Here is an 18,576-nt window from a genome sequence, read left to right on the forward strand (position 1 = left end):
GATCATGGGCGGCACCGGCGTCATCGACCATTTCCTGGAGGTCTTCACCCGCTACATCGATAGCGGTTTTGGCCTCCTCAGCGGCGAAGTCGCCTTCATCGCCACGACGCTGATCGTGATCGACGTGACGCTCGCCGCCCTGTTCTGGAGCTGGGGCGCCGACGACGACATCATGGCGCGCCTGGTCAAGAAGACCCTGTTCGTCGGCGTGTTCGCGTACCTGATCGGCAACTGGAACAACCTGGCACGGATCATCTTCGACAGCTTCGCCGGGCTCGGGCTGAAGGCGTCTGGCACCGGTTTCACGGTCGCCGACATGATGCGTCCCGGCCGCGTCGCACAGACAGGGCTCGACGCCGGTCGACCACTGCTCGATTCCATATCAGATCTGATGGGTTACTGGAGTTTCTTTGAGAACTTCATTCAGATCGCGGTGATGCTGCTCGCCTGGGCGCTTGTGCTGCTCGCCTTCTTCATCCTCGCGATCCAGCTCTTCGTGACGCTGATCGAGTTCAAGCTGACGACGCTCGCCGGGTTCGTGCTCATCCCCTTCGGCCTTTTCGGTAAGACGGCCTTCATGGCCGAGCGCGTGCTCGGAAACGTCATTTCCTCCGGCATCAAGGTTCTTGTCCTCGGCGTCATCATCGGCATCGGATCGAGCCTCTTTTCCGAGTTCACCGCCGGCTTCGGCGGCCGCACGCCGACAATCGACGAAGCTATGGCGATCGTGCTCGCGGCGCTGACGCTGCTCGGCCTCGGCATCTTTGGCCCGGGTATCGCCAACGGCCTCGTGTCCGGCGGTCCCCAACTCGGCGCAGGAGCCGCCGTCGGCACCGGGCTCGCCGCTGGCGGCATGGTCGCGGCCGGAGCCGCCACGGTTGGCGCTGTAGCCTCCGGCGGCGCCGCGCTGGCGGGCAGTGCAGCCGCCGCAGCTCGCGGCGGTGCGGCCGTCGCGGGTGGCGCATCGACCGCATACAGCCTGGGTGCCGCAGGGCAGACGGGCGCCTCGGGCGTGGCCAGCGGCCTGGGCGGAGTCGCGCGTGCCGCTGGTTCCGCCGCCACATCGCCGCTCCGGCGCGCCGCCGAGCGCGCTTCGTCGAGCATGCGCAGCAGCTTCGCCGATGGAGCCCGCGCCGCCTTCGAGGCGACCGGCGGCTCCTCGACCATGGGCACCGTCGGCGAGGCAGCCACCGATCCAGCCGCGAGCCCCGCCAGCGGCGGCGATCAGCCGCCCGCCTGGGCCCGCCGCATGAAGCGCTCCCAACAGATGAGCCATGCCGTCTCGACCACCATCCATGCCGTGCGCAGCGGCGACAGCCACGGCGGCAGCTCCTCCATCAATCTCTCCGAAGGTGACCGCTGATGTTTCGACGACCCTCAACGCACTATGGAAAGGCTCCCGAACCCGAAACGCCGTACCAGCGTGCCGGGCAGGTCTGGGACGACCGCATTGGCTCGGCGCGCGTCCAAGCGCGTAACTGGCGCTACATGGCGTTCGGCTCGCTCTTCCTATCGGCGGGTTTTGCGGCGGCGCTGGTCTGGCAATCGGCGCGCGGGACCGTCGTTCCTTGGGTTGTCCAGACCGACCGGCTCGGCCAGGCGCAGGCGATTGCGCCGGCCACGGCCGACTATCAGCCAACCGACCCGCAGATCGCATTTCATCTGGCGCGCTTCATCGAGCAGGTCCGCTCGATTCCGGCGGACGCGATCATCGTGCGCCAGAACTGGCTGCGCGCCTACGACTTCACGACGGACCGAGGTGCGGCGGCGCTGAATGACTACGCGCGCTCGAATGATCCCTTCACCAAGGTGGGGCGCCAGCAGATCGCTGTCGACGTCTCGAGCGTGATCCGCGCGTCTCCCGACAGCTTCCGCGTCGCATGGACGGAGCGCCGCTACGAGAACGGGCAGCTCGCCGAAACGACCCGGTGGACGGCGATCCTCACTATCGTCGTCCAGATACCGCGCAACGCCGACCGTCTGCGCGCCAATCCACTGGGGATCTACGTCAACGCAATTTCTTGGTCACGGGAGCTGGGGCAATGATGATGCCGATTTTCCGTAAAGCCGGAAAACCGGCTTTCCGTACACACACATTGGCGGCTTTGCTGCTTTCCGCCACGGCGCTCGCAGGCTGCGCGACGACGCAGAAGCCGCCCGAGATCAGCTACGACGATGCGCCCGCCGCCGTGCAGACCGTAGATCCGCCAGCACCGGTCCAAGTGGTCGAATTGCCGAGGCCGCTCCCGCTGCCTGGGCAGATGAAGCCCGTTGAGCAATCTCGGCGAGCGCCGGAGCCAGCCGATCCCACGGCCCGCGTCAACCAGGCCAATGCCGCCGCCCGCATTCAGCCGGTGCGCGACGGCTTCATCAACTCGATGCAGGTCTATCCCTTCACGCAAGGCGCCCTCTATCAGGTCTATACGGCTGTCGGTCAGATCACCGATATCGCATTGCAGCCAGGCGAGCAGCTCGTCGGTTCCGGGCCAGTCGCCGCCGGCGACACCGTGCGCTGGATCATCGGCGACACGCAGAGCGGCTCGGGCGCGACGCAACAGGTCCATATACTTGTGAAGCCGACCCGCGCCGACCTGATGACCAATCTCGTCATCAACACCAATCTGCGCACCTACCACATGGAGCTGCGCTCGACCGAGCGCACCTATATGGCCTCGGTCTCCTGGCAGTATCCGCAGGACCAGCTCATCGCGCTGCGCCGCCAGAACGCCGAGGCGCAGGCGGCCCAGCCGGTGGCGACCGGCGTTGATCTCTCGCGCATCAACTTCCGCTACGAAGTCACCGGCGACCGTGCGCCATGGCGTCCCTTGCGCGCTTATGACGACGGCCGGCAGGTCTTCATCGAGTTTCCGAGAGGCATCGGCCAAGGCGAGATGCCGCCGCTCTTCGTCGTCGGCGCCGAGGGCAACACCTCCGAACTCGTGAACTACCGGGTCCGCAACAATTACATGATCGTCGACCGATTGTTCGCCGCTGCCGAGCTCCGCTTCGGCTCCGGGAAAACCCAGAAGCGCGTCCGGATCACCCGTACCGACGGGAGGCCCGCGTCGTGAGTGATGACCGAAACGAGGAAGAGGAAGCGGCCGGGCCGCTCACCGGATCGAAGCCTGAGGCGGCCGCGCCGATGCGCCTGCGCGCCGAGGCGCCCCGCGTCACGCGGTTGTCGCGGAAGGTTCTGGCAGGGCTCGGCCTGGTGGCAAGCCTTGGCCTCGGCGGCGCGCTCGTCTATGCGCTTCAGACCCGCCACGACGGTCGGCCGTCCGAGGAACTCTATTCAACCGAAAACCGCTCGACGGCTGACGGCCTGCAGGGCCTGCCGCGGGACTATGCCGGCGTGCCCCAGCTCGGCCCGCCGCTGCCCGGCGACCTCGGCCGGCCAATCGTCAGCGCCCAGAACCGTGGTGAGCCCGTGCCGACGCCTGGCATCTCACCCGCACAGCCGGGCATGAGCGCCGAGGAGCAGCGCCGCCTTCAGGAAATCGAGACCGCGCGCACCAGCCGGTTGTTCGCGGCGTCGGAAGCGCGGACATCAACTCAACCCAATAGCAGCCTGCCGAGCCTTGCCCAGCCAGACCTCGCGAGCCTTGGGCTCGCACCGCCACCGGCAACACCCACAGCGCAGGAGCGGCAGCAGGCCTTCCTCAACGCACCGGTCGACCGGCGAACGGTTGCGGCCGACCGCGTCACCGCGCCGGCATCGCCGAACATCCTCCAGGCGGGCGCGATCATCTCCGCAGCGTTGATCACCGGGATCCGATCTGACCTGCCGGGGCAGATCACGGCCCAGGTCACGGAGAACATCTACGACAGCCCGACCGGCCGCATCCTGCTCGTGCCGCAGGGCACGCGCGTCCTCGGCCAGTACGACAACAATGTCCAGTTCGGCCAGAGCCGCGTCCTGCTGGTGTGGAACCGCCTGATTTTCCCGAACGGCCGCAGCATCGTCTTGGAGCGGCAGCCCGGCGCCGACGCCGAGGGCTATGCCGGCCTGCAGGACGGCGTCGACTATCACTGGTGGGATCTCGCCAAGGCGGCGGGCCTCTCGACGCTGCTCAGCGTCGGCGCCGAACTCGCCACCAATGACGACGACCGGCTGATCCAGGCGATCCGCAACGGCGGGCAGGACACAATCAATGACGCTGGCCAACAGATCATCCAGCGCCAGCTCAACATCGCGCCGACGCTGACGATCCGCCCAGGCTTCCCGGTGCGGGTGATCGTCACGCGCGACCTCGTCCTCGAGCCATATGGAGGTTGATATGAGCAAGCTCAAACTCGGTGCGATCGCCGAGGAAAAGCCGGTACGGGTGACCATAGAGGTGCCGGCGACAGTCCATCGCGACCTCGTCGCCTACGCCGAGGCGCTTTCCCAGGAAACGGGCCAATCCATCTCTGAGCCGTCCAAGCTGGTCGTTCCGATGATCCAACGCTTCATGGCAACAGACCGCGGATTTGCTCGGGCGCGTCGGAAGAACTGAGACTCCCATCAGCGCTAGTGGCGCTTGATGATCCAGACACAAAGAATGGTCATCGCTCGACGCTAGGCCCTTTTTTTGAGGGGCTGCGAAGATGATCCGCGAAATCGCCATCGTACTACAGACTATCTGACTAGGTGAACGCGGCGATTGCTCGCGTGCCTTGCCGTGCGCGATCTCAATGCTAGGAGATAAAATGAGCAGCGTTGTTCGGGGGGCCGTGTCGGCCTATATTTGCGGCACGATGGCAGAACCGAGATCCGACCGCTCATGTATCATTCCTCACCAGATTCCCGTGCTCCCGAGATCCTGCTAACGAGCGAAGGAAGGGGCTGGAACGGACTGGCTGCGGATTTCGTGCTGTTCCCGAGCGGCATCTCGGACGTGCCAGGCGGCGAGATGCACGGCCTTGGAATGCACTACGGCCCGCCGGTGAATGCGCACTGCCGTTGCGGGGGTCGAAGGATGCGTCGGCTTCAGAAGCCTGGGGACATCGACATCGTTCCCGCGGGTGTGGGCGGAACTTGGGAAGATGAGGCCGATGCTCACATCTTGAGCCTGCGCATCTTTCCGTGGCTGATAAACCAAGTAGCAAAAGAGCTGGACCGCGATCCGAGCACGATCGAACTGCTACCCCAATTCCAAGTAAGAGATGCACGCATCGAAGGTATCGCCTGGGCGATAAAGGCCGACCTAGAATCGGATACCCCTTCTGATCCCCTCTACATCGAGCTTCTCGCAAATGCTCTGGCCGTGCGGCTGATCGAGATCGGCAGCGGGAATCAGGGCAGCGTCAACGGAAACGAACAGAAACTGTCGGCGCGTCAACTGAAGCTCCTGACGGACTTCATCGAGAGCAACCTAGATCAAAAGCTCCACCTAGCGGATTTGGCAGCAGTGGCGGGCGTGGGTGTCACCCGGCTGAAAGCGCTATTCCGAAACAGCACGGGCGCTCCCGTACATCAGTACGTCATTCGTCGGCGCGTCGAATATGCGCGTGCGATGATGGAAACGACATCGATGCCGGCGAGCGAGATCGCCGTCGCTGCCGGTTTTGCCCATCAGAGCCACATGACCTCGACCATGAGGCGTGTCCTCGGTCAGACGCCAAGTGAGATCACGCGTCATTCGAGCCATTTTCGACCGAAACTGCAAACCCACGCCTGAATCTGAGCGAGCACTTTCGGCGGTCGACGTATGACGGGTGAGCCGTTGCCGGCTCAAGCTTGCAGACGAAGGATCGAAAAACGACGCTCTCGTTCGTCGAGACTCTCTCGAAGCTCTGCTACCAGTGTGGTCGATCATCCCCTTCTGGTGACGCTACGCCCCCACCGCATCCCCTGTAACAATGGACACCCCGGCTGTTGCCGGGGCGTTTTGTTACGCGGCAACCGCGCGCGAGTACGATTTCCGACCGAACATGCAAACCGGCGTCTGAATCTGAGCGACGCACCGTTGTTGGTTCCATACGCATTGCAGCGATCCGACAGGGACGACACGCGGCCGACTTCGTCGGCTGGAAGCGATGCACCCCACCCCAGCGATCAGCTCGTGGAGCCGAGAGGTAGAGGTGGTCTTTGGGAGGAGGAAATAATCACGAGAAAGAGGAGTTATAGAGATGTCTTCGCCTATCGAAACGAGCGTCACGGAGTCGGCTGAAGTCGCTCTTGTCCGGGAGTTCTTTGACGCGACGGTCGCCACGCCCGACGGGTTCTGGAGTTCGTTCGCCTCGTACTTCACGGCTGACACCGTCTGGGAAAACGTCGGTGTCGCACAGACCATCGGGCCAGACGAAGCGGCAAACTTCGCCAAGGCATTTCCCATCAAGTTCGATCATATGCGGATCGATGGCCTGGTTCTGTCTGGCGACGGCAAGCGGGTCTACGCAGAGCGGTCTGATCACTTCTGCCGAAGCGACGACACGATCATCGCGACGATTCGGGCGCTCGGTGTGCTCGAAATCGAGGGCGGGAAGATCGTGCGCTGGCGCGACTACTTCGACACCGCGGGCTTCCTCGCCGCCGTCGGTCAGCAGGGCCAATAGCGGCCGGCTCGCCTAAACCCCGCTTCCAAATACAAGCGCTGCGCGACAGCACCCGGCCAGTCCGCTGGCCGGGCTGATCGCCCTGCGCAAATCAGAAGGACTTAAGCCATGATTGCAATACTAGGAGCAGCCGGGAACGTCGGATTTGCGACCTCATCAAAGCTGCGTGAAGCCGGCATCCCGGTGCGGGCGATCCTGCGGGATGAGAAAAAGGCGAATCGCCTTCGGGCCATCGGCTGCGACATCGCGATCGCCGATCTCTTCGACGCCGAGGCTCTGGCGCCTGCTATCCGAGGCGTAGACGCAGTGCAGATTATCCTGCCGCCGCCCACGCAGGCCGAGGACGCCGTGGGCGAAATGCGAACGGCGATCGAAAGCCTCGTCACGGCGCTCAAAAATGCCGAGCCGAAGCGGATACTCGCGATCTCGGATTACGGTGCTCACGTCGACGATTGGATCGGCATGCCGAGCGCATTCCGGCTCTTCGAGGATGGAATACGCAAACTCGCAAGACCGAAGACTATTCTGCGATCCGCCGAGCACATGCAGGGCTGGGCCGCCTTCTTCCCGGTCGCCGCGGGAGCCGGCGTCCTGCCGAGCCTGCATCATCCGGTCGATGCAGCTTTTCCGACGATCTCCGCGCCGGATCTCGGCCTGATCTCAGCAAAGCTGCTGCTCGATGAATACGCTTGGGGTACGGAGCGCATTCTTCATGCCGAGGGTCCTCGTCGATACAGCGCCGCTGACGTCGCCGCAGCGATGAGCGAGCTGCTCGACGGTCCCGTCACTCCCATGGCGCTGCCCCGTGACCAGTGGCGGGAGAACCTGGAGAAGGTACTGCGCCCCAGCACGACCACGCTCTTGATCGACCTCTACGACGCCCACAACAAGGGCGGCTTGGTGGATGTCGAGCCCGGCGGAGAAATTGTCCACGGGACCACGAGCATGATTGACGCTCTTCGGCCGCTCACGCCCTCAACGGGCGGTGTCGAACCCGCCTGAGGCTGCGTCCCACCAGCGGTTCAAGTTCAAAAGAACGACCGGGCTGGAATCCTGACTCAGCCTAAGGCCGCAGGCTCTCACCCAAGAGCCTGCGGCCAAACTTCCAACTTCCACAAACTGCATCAAGGAGGCCCTATGGCCGACAGTACCGCGCCCGAGCAAAGCAGACCGTTGAATATAGGGATGCTGCTTTATCCGAATTTCACGCTGCTGGACCTGGCTGGACCGCATGCCGCCTTAGGCATGCACGGAATGACCCATCTTCTCTGGAAAACCATGGATCCGGTCTGGACCGACACCGGCATCTCCATAAACCCCACCACGACGTTCGCGAACGCGCCGACCGACCTGGATGTCATTTTCGTGCCGGGCGGCCACGGCACCGGGGACGCGATGCGGGACAAGGACATTCTCGAGTTCCTCGCCGCAGCGGCCTGGTCTGCGCGCTTCGTCACCTCGGTCTGCACGGGATCGCTGCTGCTCGCTAAAGCCGGGCTGCTCGAGGGCCGTCGCGCGGCGACGCACTGGGCCTTTTACGAGCCACTGGAAGCAATGGGCATTGAGGCAAGCCACGACCGCGTGGTCGTGGATGGGAACCGATACACGGGGGGCGGCGTGACGGCGGGAATTGATTTCGGCCTCACCCTCTTGGCGGCACTCAAAGGTGAAGCCACAGCCAAATTCACGCAATTGGCGATGGAATATGATCCCCAACCTCCGTTCAAGGAAGGACATCCTCGGACTGCAGACCCTCTGGTGGTCCAGGCGGCCCGAGCGGCGACTGCCGAGATGAACCAACAGTTCGTTGAGTCGGCCAGGACCATGACCTGAGGCGTCGCTTGGATCTGAACGAGGAACTGAAGCAGTACATTTTGAAAGAGGCCGCGCGGATGGCGCCGCGAACCGCAAGCGACGAATGCGCGGTGGTCTTCAAGACCTCCAACAATCCGTTCCCGCAAACCCCGCGCAAGCGCTTGGCATGCTGAGGCTATGCCGCCCGGAGCTGTCGGTTAGCGGAGCGAGCAGCACGAGGATGCCGATAAAGCATGCCCGATATGTCTCTCGACCTCCGTTACCTCCGATACGCGATGATTGCGGCCGAGCATGGAAGCTTTCGGCGGGTCTCTCAGGTTCTCGGCGTAACGCAGTCGACTGTCAGTCGCCGCATTCTAATTCTCGAAAGAAAGATTGGCTTCAGCTTGTTTGAGCGGGACTACCGCGGCGTTCGGGTGACAAGAGCAGGCGCCGAGTTCCTAAAACAGGCGGCAATGGGGGTAAGCCACCTCGAACACGCTGTCAGTTTTGCGCTTTCGACGCAGCGAGGCCAACGGGGTGAGATTAAAATCGGAATGCTGACCGCGCTGACGTCAGGGCCGCTTAACCGCATTTTTCGGCAATTTCGACATATTCACCCGGGATTGAAGGTACGGATACGCGAGGGAACGTCGCAAGAAAATCTCCAGCGTCTTACGAGCGGAGAAGTCGACATTGTTTTTATCACGGGAGCGCATTCCATCCCAGGGCATGACTCGTTAGTGCTTTGGTCCGAAGGAGTTTTCCTCGCACTCCCTGTCGCGCATGAATTGTCCACGCGTGACGGCCTCGTATGGACCGATGCTCGAAACGAGACCTTCGTGGTGAGTAGCGGCGGATCGGGACCCGAGGTTCGTGACTACCTGATACAGAGATTGGCGGGGCTCGGCTTCAGCCCCACAATCGACATTCACGATGTCGGCCGAGACAGTTTAATGAACCTCGTGGCGATGGGCTACGGCTTGACTATCACAAGCGAATCGACCCTTGGCATCGAGTGGCCTGGGGTCGTGTTCAAACAAATGTTCTGCCCCGAGGGCGAACTCCCGGTCAGTGCTGTATGGTCCCGGACAAACTCCAACCCAGCATTGAAGCATCTGATGGGGATAGCGAGCTCGGTCTCGCGGCAGATGAGCTGACCGCCCTTTAAGCCGCTTTATCTACCGCCGCGCGATACCGACCGTAGCCCACCTTCACCAGCAGGCCCTCCTCAACCATCCGGGCAAGGTAGCACCGGTGCACCCCGATATCGGTAAGATCCTTTGTTCGGACCTCTCCCTTCTCCTGCGCTAGGGCTACCGCCCGCGCTCTTAAAGTTGGCTTCGGCCCACCGGCCAGCCTAATCCTCTCCGCCCGGTCCCGGTCGCGCTTGCGCATCTTGACGGCGGGTTGTGGCGTAGAATGGAGGGGAATATCGTACTCGTAATTCGCGGATTCGTCGGTCCCGGGGAGCCACGCCTTTTTGTACGCTAGAGCGCGATATTGCGCGCTAGCGTGCGATTTTTCACTACGCTACGATCCTACGCGTTATTGCCGGCACGGCCAGCGGAAGGTCGCAGACCGATCATAGACAAGCGCAGAACAGCGATACGCGGCCCAGTCGCCCACCCCTTCTAGGGATCCGCAGCAGAATCGGCAGCGGCGGCGTGGAGAGACAGGCGAACAGCGGTTTAAGAGCTCGGCTCTAGGACCGCACGTCGGCACAGGTCCGTAAAGCGTGCGCTGACGCGCACCGACTGCTAGGCGGAGCTCTCATGAGATGGTCCAACCGGTGGCATAGGCACAGCTAGCCACTCCCAATGTGTTAGGCAGAAGCCGACCTTCAGGTTACCAAAAGCATCTCAGACAACCCATCCAACTCGTTCTTTGCCGCGCGCCAATCCGGCATGTGGCGGTCGAGAAGCGCGTAAAAGCGCGGGCTATGGTTATGTTCGGCGAGGTGGCAAAGCTCGTGGAGAAGGACATACTCAACGCAGTGGGCCGGCGCCTTGATCAGAGCTGGGTTCAGGGTAACGGCACCTTTCGGTGAGCAGCTGCCCCAGTAGCGCTTCATTGTGAGCAGCTTAATCGGGGGCGCGACGTCTACCCATGGCAGGTCGACGGCCATACGGGTGATGCGCGAGGTGAAATAGGCCAGAGCACGTTGTCGATACCAGCGTTGGAGGGCTACCCGAACATCGGTGGCGTCCCCTTTGGGCGCGATCACTTCCAGGCGGCCAGCGATGAGACGTAGGGAGCGCTTGGCACTGGGGTCGGCGATGACCTTCAGCTTGTAGCGGCGGCCGAGGTAGAAGTGCGTTTCTCCGTTGGAGTAGTCGCGCGCCAGGGCGTGACGTCGGTAGTCCTCAAAGCGCTCGATGTGGTCCATTATCCAACGCGCGCGCTTCTGGACGCCGGCGCGAATCTTCGTCTCGGGCGTACCGACGGGAGCCTCCACCGTGAAAGCGCCGCCTGGCTCAACGTGGATGCGCAACTTCGCAGTGAGGCGCGCGGATTCATGGACGTCATACTCGGCTGTGCGGGCGCCGTAGCGAAGCGTCAGGCGCATCACGCGGCGTCCCGCGACAGGCCCACTCGGGTCACCTCGACCACTTGGTCGGTGATAGAACGAGCGAGGTCCAGTCCTGTGAGCGAGAACAGCCGAGGAAGAACCGCTTTGCGGATCGCGGCTTCGACATTGGCAGGGTTAAGCGAGTTCTCCGCTACAGCCGTCTGCACCATGCCGTCGATGTCCAGCGCTGCGGCAGCGAAAGCGTCAATGTCGGGACCCAAGGCGCGCCCGTCGCCGATGGCTAAGCGGATGATGCCAAAGTATGCAGTGGCGTGGCGGTTGGCGTTGAGTGCGGCCGGCGTGCCGTCGACTTTCCGCTCGACGACCTGTTCCTCTATGTCCTTGAAAATCGCGTACTGCTTGAGCGGGTGATCGAACAGTGCCGAGGCCTCGGCGATAGCGGCTTTCAGCAGCTCCGAGAAGTGTCGCTGGGCATAGGGATCTTCGACTAGGTCCTGCTCGATCGTGCGGGTCAGGCGTGTGCGGATGATGTCTGTCTCATTCCGGGTTTTCTCCTCGCTCCATTTCTCCGGTGCTTGCTTGGACAGGTCGTTGACGACGAGCAGGTTGCCGTCGGACACGACGTCCTCGCCGATCACGTAGCGGTCAACGATCTTGCGAATCTGGTTCTCGTAAGCGTTGAAATCGACGGTCTCGTGGGCGTCCTGCTTCGCCATGCGGCGCAGATTGGAGAAGAACTTCAGGTCGCGCTTGTAGGCGGCGATCTGAGCCTCGGAGAAGGCGCCGTCCTCGAAGAACGAACGGGTGGCCAGCGCGGTGCGCAAGGTCATGCCGAATGCAGTCAGAGCCTCGTAGAAGTCCTCGCGCACCTTCTGGTGGACATCGGTCGACACGCCCGTCTCGTCGTCCACATAGCGCGGCACCAGCACCTGGCGGTACTGTTCGATGTCGCTGCGATTGCGGACGCTCGCGAAGATGGCCCACAGCGTCTCGTGCAGGGCCGGCAGCTTTTTGTACTCGGTGCTGACGTTGGCGTAGAGGCTGTCGATGTCGTCGATATCGAAGCCTCCCTGCGTCTGGTCGGCTAGGTTTTGGTACTGGGTTAGTGCCGAATCCAACTCCGCAAGGATGCCGCGGTAGTCGATCAACAGGCCAAACTTCTTTTGCTCGTGCAGGCGGTTCACCCTGGCGATGGCCTGGATCAGGTTGTGCTGCTTCAGTGGCTTATCGATGTAGAGCACCGCATTACGCGGCTCATCGAAGCCGGTCAGCAGCTTGTCGACCACGATCAGCAGATCGGGCCTGCCCTCGGTAGAGAAGTCCTCGATGACGGCCTTCTCGTAGTCCTCTGGATTGCCCGTGACGGTGTCCTTCCACCATTGCAAAACCTCGGGCAGCTCGGACTCGTCCACCTCCTCGTGCCCCTCGCGGGTGTCGGGCGAGGAGATGACGATGGCGCTGCTGACCAGGCCCGTGGCGTCCAGCGCCTTCTTGTAGCGAATGGCCGAGAGCTTGCTGTCGGTGGCGATCTGGCCTTTCAGGCCCAGGTCCAGGTCCTTGAAGTTGGTCTTGAAGTGGACGGCGATGTCCCACGCAATCAGGTCGATCCGGTTGCCGGAGCCATAGACCGGCCCCTTCTTGCCGTACTTCGCCTTCAGGTCGCTCTGCTGCTTCTCGGAGAGGCCCAGCGTGATCTTCTCGAACCATTTGTCGATGGCCGCGTCGTTGATGTCGAGGACTGGCCGGCGCTCTTCATAGAGCAGCGGCGTCACCGTGCCGTCGCTGACCGCGTCGCACATGGTGTAGGCGTGGATGATCCGGCCGAACTTGCTCGCGGTCTTGTCGTCCTTCAGCAGCGGCGTGCCGGTGAAAGCGATGTAGCTGGCCTTGGGGAGGGCCTGGCGCATCCGCTCGTGGTTCTCGCCGCCCTGGCTGCGATGGCCCTCGTCGACCATCACGATCATGTCGGCGCTGTCGTTGTGGCACTCGGGCAGCTTCGAGGCGCTGGCGAACTTGTTGATGATGGTGAAGATGATCCGCTCGGCACCCTTGCCGATGCGGCGCGCTAGGTCGCGGCCAGAGGATGCCTTGGCCTTAGCGCCGTCCTTATCCGCCAGGCCCGAGCCGAAGGCACCGCCGGTCAGGAAGTTGCCAGCCAGCTGTTTTTCCAGGTCGCGGCGGTCGGTCACCACCACCACGCGACAGTTCTTGAGCGCCTCATCCAGCAAGAGCGCCTTGCAAAGCAGCACCATGGTGAAGCTCTTGCCCGAACCGGTGGTGTGCCAGATCACCCCGCCCTCGCGCCCGCCGTCGGGGCGCAGGGTGCGAACCCGCTCGAGCAACGCCTTAATGCCGAAATACTGCTGGTGACGCGCCGCGATCTTCCCTGCCTTGCGGTCGAACAGCATGAAGGTGCGAGTGAAGTCGAGCAGCCTCTCGGGCGAGCACAGACTGATCAGCAGCCGGTCCTGGCCGGTGACCTCCTGCTGTTCGCTCCATAGGCTGGCGAAGTGCGCCTTCACTTCGGATAGGCGATCACGCAGCAGAGCCTCGCGTGGGTCGGTCTCGAGCGCCTGATTCTTGATCGCCTTGAAATGCGCCTCGTCCAGCACCTCCTCCCGCCAACGGGCCCAAAACTTCTTGGGTGTCCGTGTTGTGCCGTAAAGACCATCGGTCATGCCGATGGAAACCAGCAGCTGGGCATAGGCGAACAGCTGAGGGATCTCGTCCTGGCCCTGGTTGCGGATCATCTGGCTGATGCCTTCGTCCACCATGGCCCTGTTCGGGTTGCCGCTGTCGGGCCGCTTAGCCTCGATCACAAGGAGCGGAATGCCGTTGACGTAGCCGACGATATCTGGCCGGCGGGTATGCACTCCGCTCGTGGCGAGCAGTTCTACCTCCTCCGTAACCGTGAAGCGGTTGGCCAGGGGCCGGCTCCAATCGACGATCGGCACGGTGACGCTGTGACGCTTGCCGTCCACGAACTCGGTGACGGTCACGCCAAGGGTCAGGGCGTTGTAGATCCGCTCGTTGGCGGTCAGCAGGCCCTCGTTCAGCGCGGGCGAGGAGAGCTCGCGCACGATCTGGTCGATGGCGTTAGTCGATAGCGGATAGGTCTTGCCTTTGTACTCGAAGGTCCGCCGCCGCAGCTCCTCCACCAGCACCGGCACCAGCAGCACGCCCTGGGGGCCGCCGCGCTCGGCTATGCACTCGGCCGGCGGCATGTAGCCCCAGCCCATAGTCACAAGCGTCGCGAGCGCCGGGACGTGGGAGGAGTAGATTTCAGCGGTATCGGGGGTTCGCGTCACGGCGTGGCGGCCTTTTTAGTTCGCGGCTTGCGCGTCTTGGCCTTAGCCGCCTTGGGCGGGGATTTATCCGGGATGAAGCATAGTTCGGCCTCGATCCCCATGACTTGGAGATCCTTGAACGCGCGCCGCAAGCTGATGCGCGAGAAAAGCGGCAGGTTCTTGGACTTGTCGCCAGGCGCCTTAGTCGTAACGACACCGAACACGACCTTCAGCTTGTCGTCGTCCAGCGGCTTGTGAAACGCGGCGTCTGAACCAGCGGGCGCCTTGCTTGTGAGCAGCGCCTTCAGCTTGACCTTCGCCTTAGGCTCGTCACGGATCAGCCAGACCGCGTTGACGCCCTGGTTGAACAGGTGGCTCAACGAACCCGACAGGGTCTTCAGCTTGACGTGATGAAGCACCGCGGCGCCATTGACCACTTCGAACAGGTCGCAGGGCTCCACGGCCTTCTGTCCAGCCGGCGCGATGCTCGTGGTGTCGAGGCACAAGCGCGCGGCTGTGGCCGCCGCCTTATTGTAGGCGCCCTCGCTCGTGTGGTTGTAGTTGGGCAAGGTCGTGGCCGTGATCTTGGGATCGAGATAGGCCTTCAGATCGTCGATGAACGACTGCTTGACCTCGTACCATTGACCTTCGCGCAGGTGATAGGCCACGCCATTGTGATCCGTATCGAACAGGAGACACCGCAAGATCTTGTATTCCGCGTGGGTGAGTGACCCGTCTTCGTTGGTGACGAGAAGGCGGTGCTTTTTGAGGTCGTCCAGCGTCAGTGCCGTGGGGTCCTCGTCATGGTCGTCGAGGTACCGGAAGTAGTCGTCTATATCGGCATCGTCTGACACCTTGCCACCACCGGCGCCAGCGTAGCTCACGCCGAAATTGGAATTGAAGTCCTGGATTTCCGGGACGGTCAGCACGACGCCGTCGTCCTTGGCATTCAGCGCGTCGAGCAGCTTTCCGTTGAGCACCTTGCTAATCGCCGGATCGCGCACCGGCGACACGTTCAGCAGAGCCGGGAAACTCGTGGCGTAAGTGCTCTTGCCGTAGAGATCGAGCAGTGTGGCGCACACGGCCGATAGATCGCCGGACGCCTTGTCCGTACTGATCCTCACATTCGCGGCGCCCGTGATGTTGCGGCACAGGTCCTTCAGGGCCGGATCTTTCACTTTGCCGGTCAGGCTTTTCAGGATCGTGCTGTCCTGGTCGAAATCGAACAGAGTCAGGTCGCCGGGCGCGGGAAGCTGGATGCGTTGGCGCTTGGCGCCGCTGGGCTGCAGGATGTCGGTGCTGCGGATCAGGTCGGGATCGACAGCGTTCAGCGTGACCCGCAGGCCGAAGTCGTGCTCGTACTTTTCGTCTTCGAGGTAGTGGCTCACGTGGCCGAAGGAGAGCGCGAACCAGCGACCCTTGACGGGAAGGAACACCAACGCGCCCTTGGACATCTGCTCCAGCTTGGCGGCCAAGCCGAAGTAGCCGGCCCACCAGATCGGCCGGGGGTCCGTGTCGAGGACGTAGAGGATCGCTCCCTCCGGTAGCCCCTCGCCCTTGATGGTGTCCTTAAGAGCGTGCCCGGCTTTCAACGCATCCACTGGCGCCTTCACCTCCGACTTCAGCAGAAAGATCGAGAACGACCGGCTCTTGTTGCCCCCCTTACTCATGCTGCCTCGCTTTCCGTCGCCCTGACCCGGCGTTTGCCGGTCAGCAGTTGCTGCATCAGAGCGGCCCTTTCCTGGTGGAGAGCGGCGAGTTGTTCCTCGCGGTTTTCTAGCTCCGCGCTGACTGTCTCCATCAGATCGCTAATAGCCAACTGCTCTGGTAGTGGAGGCAGGGCGACGCTCGCTTCGGCGACGACGCCCCATTCGGCTCTGGGCATCTTTGAGCCTGCTGAAATATTGACCGCGGCGTCGAAAGTCGTCGTCTGGACTAGCAGATTGAGAAATCCGGGAGTGCAATAGGCGGGGTTCGCGGAAAGAGCCCAAATCTCGGTGGAGCAAACGCCGGAAAATCTGGGTCGCGCGAACTTTCGCAGGTACGGTCGAAGCTTTCCATAAAGGACGTGATTTGGGGTGAACGGCGTCTTCAAGCTCGCTTGTTCACGCGCGAGAGCGGTCCCGATGATCCGGCCGGTCTGCGCTTCGATATGCTCAAGCTCAATGACCCTCACCTCAGATCCAAGCGATTGAGGCTCGCACCTGGTTCGTTCGGGCGCTACGAAATCGCCGAGGCGCTTCCGCAGCCATTCCCCATCGAACCCCGTCAATCGGGTGCGGCCAGACAACAGCGCCTGCATCAGCGCCGCCTTCTGCTCCCGGGCGTTTGCGATTAGAGCCTCGACCGTCTCGATGGCCCGGTCCCAGCTTGAGAGGATTTCCGCGATCCGCCGTTGATCGCGCGCGGGCGGCAGATCGAAATCCCACTTCAGCCACTCGCCGAGTTTGAAAATCATCTTCTCGACGTGAACGCCGATGCTGGAATGGAAGCAGGTTTGCTGAAAGTAGATGGAATGGGCGAGGTAGTTCAGGAAATGAAGGTCCAGCGACGGGCGAGCCCGAAGCACAGCATACTCGTTCGAGACGATGGCTCCATCGAGTTCGGGGGGCACGATCCCGCAGGCGCCGTGAACAATCTGGCGCTTCGAGATCAGGAAGTCCCCGGCCCTGAGTCGGAACTGGCTCTTGACCGCGATCTCCTTGCCTTTCAGCCGATCGCGCAACACGACGCCGCCACGCGAACGCTTCACGGTAACGAGGTCGTAGAGTTCGTCGTCGGCCATATTTACCGGCCGCGCCTCTTCAAACAGATGTTTGGAGAGCGGCCCGCGCGACCAACCTGGCGGCGTAGCGCCGAGACGAGGCAGGCCAGGTTGCACCGACTTGGGGTAGGCCGAGGCCTTGGAGACTTCGGTCATCAGTAGCCGAGCTCCTTGAGGTAGCCTTCCATCTTCCCCTCCAGCTCTTCCAACTCCGCCTTCAGGCGCAGCCTCTCGGCGCGGACGGCGACCAGGTCGATCTCCGCCTCCTCCTCGAAGGTGTCGACGTAACGCGGGATGTTGAGGTTGAAGTCGTTGCCTGAAATCTCCTCCGGCGTCGCCAGGTGAGCGTACCTCGGCGCCTCGGCGCGGGCGTGGCAGGTCTCGACGATCTTGCGGATGTTGCCGTCGGTCAGCTGGTTTTGGTTCTTGCCCGACCTGAACTCGCGCGAAGCGTCGATGAATAGGACGTTCCGATCGGCCTTGGCCTTGCGTAGGACCAGGATCGCCGCCGGGATGCCGGTGCCGTAGAACAGCTTCTCCGGCAGGCCGATCACCGTTTCGAGGAGGTTCTCCTCGATCAGCTTGCGGCGGATCACACCCTCGCTGCCGCCTCGGAACAGGACGCCGTGGGGCACGACCACCGCCATGCGCCCGGTACGCGGCTTCATGGTCTCCACCATGTGCAGGATGAAGGCGTAGTCTCCCTTGGTGCGGGGCGGCAGGCCCCGCCGGAAGCGGCCGAAGCGGTCGTGCTCGGCTGTGTCGTGGCCCCACTTGTCCAGGCTGAATGGCGGGTTGGCCACCACCACGTCGAAGTGCTTCAGCGCATCCTCGCCGTCGAGCAGCTTGGGATTACGGATCGTGTCGCCCCACTCGATCCGGTGGTTGTCCTCGCCGTGGAGGAACATGTTCATCTTGGCCAGCGCCCAGGTGCTGCCGATCGATTCCTGGCCGTACAGGGCGTACTTTTTGGTCCCGTATTTCGCCTGCACTCGCTGTCCGCACTTCATCAGGAGCGAGCCGGAGCCGCAGGCCGGATCGCAAGCCTCCTCGCCCTCGGTCATGTCCATGATCTCGGCCATCAGGGCTGACACTTCGGGGGGCGTGTAGAACTCGCCAGCCTTGCGCCCAGCATCCGACGCGAAGTTCTTGATCAGGAACTCGTAGGCATTGCCGATCACGTCGAGGTTGCCGATGCGCGAAGGGCGCATGTTCAGCTCGGGCTTGGCGAAATCCTCCAGGAGATGTCGCAGGAGGTCGTTCTTCTGCTTCTCCTCGCCCAGCTTGTTGGAGTTGAAGCTGATGTCCTGGAAGACATCGCGCAGCTTGCCGATGTTAGCGTCTTCGATGGCGTGCAGCGCCTTGTCGATGCGCTCGCCGTTCCCGGGCTCGTGGCGCCGGTCGTAGAGGGCATAGAAGCTGGCGCCCTCCGGAAGGACGAACCGCTCGCTGCGCATCAGCTCGGCGATCAGATCTGGGGTATCGCCGTACTGCTTTTGGTAACCGTCGTAATGGTCCTGCCAGACGTCGCTAATGTACTTGAGGAACAGCAGCGTCAGAACGTAGTCCTTGTAGATGTCTGCCGAGACCGTGCCGCGGAAGGTGTCGCAGGCAGCCCAGACGGCGCGGTTGATGTCTTCTTGTTTGATGGCCTTGGGCAT

General features: G+C 62.7%; 17 protein-coding genes. 11 read left to right on the forward strand and 6 right to left on the reverse strand.

Features of this window, described 5'->3' with window-relative positions; genetic code table 11:
* Positions 1 to 4: 4 nt before the first annotated feature.
* The 11 genes from trbL (at position 5) to RAC79_RS03695 (ending at position 9,491) form a co-directional block, all read left to right on the forward strand.
* Positions 5 to 1,363, forward strand: coding sequence for a P-type conjugative transfer protein TrbL (gene trbL / locus RAC79_RS03645; RefSeq protein ID WP_374996906.1), 1,359 nt, complete (start codon positions 5 to 7; stop codon positions 1,361 to 1,363).
* Positions 1,363 to 2,046 (forward strand): conjugal transfer protein TrbF, encoded by a 684-nt coding sequence (gene trbF, locus RAC79_RS03650; RefSeq protein WP_374996907.1) that lies wholly within the window; start codon positions 1,363 to 1,365, stop codon positions 2,044 to 2,046. Before trbL ends, trbF begins: the two co-directional genes overlap by 1 nt.
* Positions 2,046 to 3,071 carry a P-type conjugative transfer protein TrbG gene (trbG, locus tag RAC79_RS03655; RefSeq protein WP_374996936.1) on the forward strand — a complete coding sequence of 342 codons (1,026 nt, stop codon included), beginning with the start codon at positions 2,046 to 2,048 and terminating at the stop codon, positions 3,069 to 3,071. Before trbF ends, trbG begins: the two co-directional genes overlap by 1 nt.
* Positions 3,068 to 4,276, forward strand: a complete 1,209-nt coding sequence (locus RAC79_RS03660; protein ID WP_374996908.1) for a TrbI/VirB10 family protein — start codon at positions 3,068 to 3,070, stop codon at positions 4,274 to 4,276. Before trbG ends, RAC79_RS03660 begins: the two co-directional genes overlap by 4 nt.
* 1 nt (position 4,277) lies before the next feature.
* Positions 4,278 to 4,496 carry a DUF2274 domain-containing protein gene (locus tag RAC79_RS03665; protein WP_374996909.1) on the forward strand — a complete coding sequence of 73 codons (219 nt, stop codon included), beginning with the start codon at positions 4,278 to 4,280 and terminating at the stop codon, positions 4,494 to 4,496.
* A gap of 462 nt (positions 4,497 to 4,958) precedes the next feature.
* Complete coding sequence (locus RAC79_RS03670; protein WP_374996910.1) at positions 4,959 to 5,660, forward strand: helix-turn-helix domain-containing protein; 702 nt, start codon at positions 4,959 to 4,961, stop codon at positions 5,658 to 5,660.
* A 451-nt stretch (positions 5,661 to 6,111) separates the two neighbouring features.
* A complete protein-coding gene (locus RAC79_RS03675; protein WP_374996911.1) occupies positions 6,112 to 6,537 on the forward strand; it encodes a limonene-1,2-epoxide hydrolase family protein in 426 nt (141 codons plus the stop codon).
* Positions 6,538 to 6,645: 108 nt separating this feature from the next.
* Positions 6,646 to 7,539, forward strand: coding sequence for an NAD(P)H-binding protein (locus RAC79_RS03680; RefSeq protein WP_374996912.1), 894 nt, complete (start codon positions 6,646 to 6,648; stop codon positions 7,537 to 7,539).
* A gap of 135 nt (positions 7,540 to 7,674) precedes the next feature.
* Positions 7,675 to 8,370: a DJ-1/PfpI family protein gene (locus RAC79_RS03685; protein WP_374996913.1), complete on the forward strand. Its 696-nt coding sequence runs from the start codon at positions 7,675 to 7,677 to the stop codon at positions 8,368 to 8,370.
* An 8-nt stretch (positions 8,371 to 8,378) separates the two neighbouring features.
* The gene (locus RAC79_RS03690; RefSeq protein WP_374996914.1) at positions 8,379 to 8,525 is read left to right on the forward strand and encodes a hypothetical protein; all 147 of its coding nucleotides are present in this window, start codon (positions 8,379 to 8,381) and stop codon (positions 8,523 to 8,525) included.
* A gap of 60 nt (positions 8,526 to 8,585) precedes the next feature.
* The gene (locus tag RAC79_RS03695; RefSeq protein ID WP_374996915.1) at positions 8,586 to 9,491 is read left to right on the forward strand and encodes a LysR family transcriptional regulator; all 906 of its coding nucleotides are present in this window, start codon (positions 8,586 to 8,588) and stop codon (positions 9,489 to 9,491) included.
* Between the two features lie 7 nt (positions 9,492 to 9,498).
* Here the strand turns inward: RAC79_RS03695 and RAC79_RS03700 are convergent, their stop codons facing one another.
* From RAC79_RS03700 to RAC79_RS03725, 6 genes are all read right to left on the reverse strand, one after another.
* Positions 9,499 to 9,729, reverse strand: coding sequence for a type IV toxin-antitoxin system AbiEi family antitoxin domain-containing protein (locus RAC79_RS03700; RefSeq protein ID WP_374996916.1), 231 nt, complete (start codon positions 9,727 to 9,729; stop codon positions 9,499 to 9,501).
* A gap of 445 nt (positions 9,730 to 10,174) precedes the next feature.
* Positions 10,175 to 10,900 (reverse strand): M48 family metallopeptidase, encoded by a 726-nt coding sequence (locus tag RAC79_RS03705; RefSeq protein WP_374996917.1) that lies wholly within the window; start codon positions 10,898 to 10,900, stop codon positions 10,175 to 10,177.
* The gene (locus tag RAC79_RS03710; RefSeq protein ID WP_374996918.1) at positions 10,900 to 14,172 is read right to left on the reverse strand and encodes a type I restriction endonuclease subunit R; all 3,273 of its coding nucleotides are present in this window, start codon (positions 14,170 to 14,172) and stop codon (positions 10,900 to 10,902) included. Before RAC79_RS03710 ends, RAC79_RS03705 begins: the two co-directional genes overlap by 1 nt.
* On the reverse strand, positions 14,169 to 15,821 hold the full coding sequence (locus RAC79_RS03715) for a DUF6119 family protein (protein ID WP_374996919.1): 1,653 nt from the start codon (positions 15,819 to 15,821) through the stop codon (positions 14,169 to 14,171). The genes RAC79_RS03710 and RAC79_RS03715 overlap by 4 nt, the downstream gene beginning before the upstream one ends.
* A complete protein-coding gene (locus RAC79_RS03720) occupies positions 15,818 to 17,071 on the reverse strand; it encodes a hypothetical protein (protein WP_374996920.1) in 1,254 nt (417 codons plus the stop codon). The genes RAC79_RS03715 and RAC79_RS03720 overlap by 4 nt, the downstream gene beginning before the upstream one ends.
* A complete protein-coding gene (locus RAC79_RS03725; RefSeq protein WP_374996921.1) occupies positions 17,071 to 18,576 on the reverse strand; it encodes a type I restriction-modification system subunit M in 1,506 nt (501 codons plus the stop codon). Before RAC79_RS03725 ends, RAC79_RS03720 begins: the two co-directional genes overlap by 1 nt.

This window comes from Agrobacterium sp. LR_9, from assembly GCF_041954855.1.
GTDB lineage: Bacteria > Pseudomonadota > Alphaproteobacteria > Rhizobiales > Rhizobiaceae > Agrobacterium > Agrobacterium leguminum.

What these genes read in the sequence shown, in the direction of transcription:
- trbL (WP_374996906.1), top strand. Translation starts at nt 5, where the DNA reads ATGGGCGGCACCGGCGTCATCGACCATTTCCTGGAGGTCTTCACCCGC.
- trbF (WP_374996907.1), top strand. Translation starts at nt 1,363, where the DNA reads ATGTTTCGACGACCCTCAACGCACTATGGAAAGGCTCCCGAACCCGAA.
- trbG (WP_374996936.1), top strand. Translation starts at nt 2,046, where the DNA reads ATGATGCCGATTTTCCGTAAAGCCGGAAAACCGGCTTTCCGTACACAC.
- RAC79_RS03665 (WP_374996909.1), top strand. Translation starts at nt 4,278, where the DNA reads ATGAGCAAGCTCAAACTCGGTGCGATCGCCGAGGAAAAGCCGGTACGG.
- RAC79_RS03670 (WP_374996910.1), top strand. Translation starts at nt 4,959, where the DNA reads ATGCGTCGGCTTCAGAAGCCTGGGGACATCGACATCGTTCCCGCGGGT.
- RAC79_RS03675 (WP_374996911.1), top strand. Translation starts at nt 6,112, where the DNA reads ATGTCTTCGCCTATCGAAACGAGCGTCACGGAGTCGGCTGAAGTCGCT.
- RAC79_RS03680 (WP_374996912.1), top strand. Translation starts at nt 6,646, where the DNA reads ATGATTGCAATACTAGGAGCAGCCGGGAACGTCGGATTTGCGACCTCA.
- RAC79_RS03685 (WP_374996913.1), top strand. Translation starts at nt 7,675, where the DNA reads ATGGCCGACAGTACCGCGCCCGAGCAAAGCAGACCGTTGAATATAGGG.
- RAC79_RS03695 (WP_374996915.1), top strand. Translation starts at nt 8,586, where the DNA reads ATGCCCGATATGTCTCTCGACCTCCGTTACCTCCGATACGCGATGATT.
- RAC79_RS03700 (WP_374996916.1), bottom strand. Translation starts at nt 9,729, where the DNA reads ATGCGCAAGCGCGACCGGGACCGGGCGGAGAGGATTAGGCTGGCCGGT.
- RAC79_RS03705 (WP_374996917.1), bottom strand. Translation starts at nt 10,900, where the DNA reads ATGCGCCTGACGCTTCGCTACGGCGCCCGCACAGCCGAGTATGACGTC.
- RAC79_RS03715 (WP_374996919.1), bottom strand. Translation starts at nt 15,821, where the DNA reads ATGAGTAAGGGGGGCAACAAGAGCCGGTCGTTCTCGATCTTTCTGCTG.
- RAC79_RS03720 (WP_374996920.1), bottom strand. Translation starts at nt 17,071, where the DNA reads ATGACCGAAGTCTCCAAGGCCTCGGCCTACCCCAAGTCGGTGCAACCT.
- RAC79_RS03725 (WP_374996921.1), bottom strand. Translation starts at nt 18,576, where the DNA reads ATGCCCAAGGCCATCAAACAAGAAGACATCAACCGCGCCGTCTGGGCT.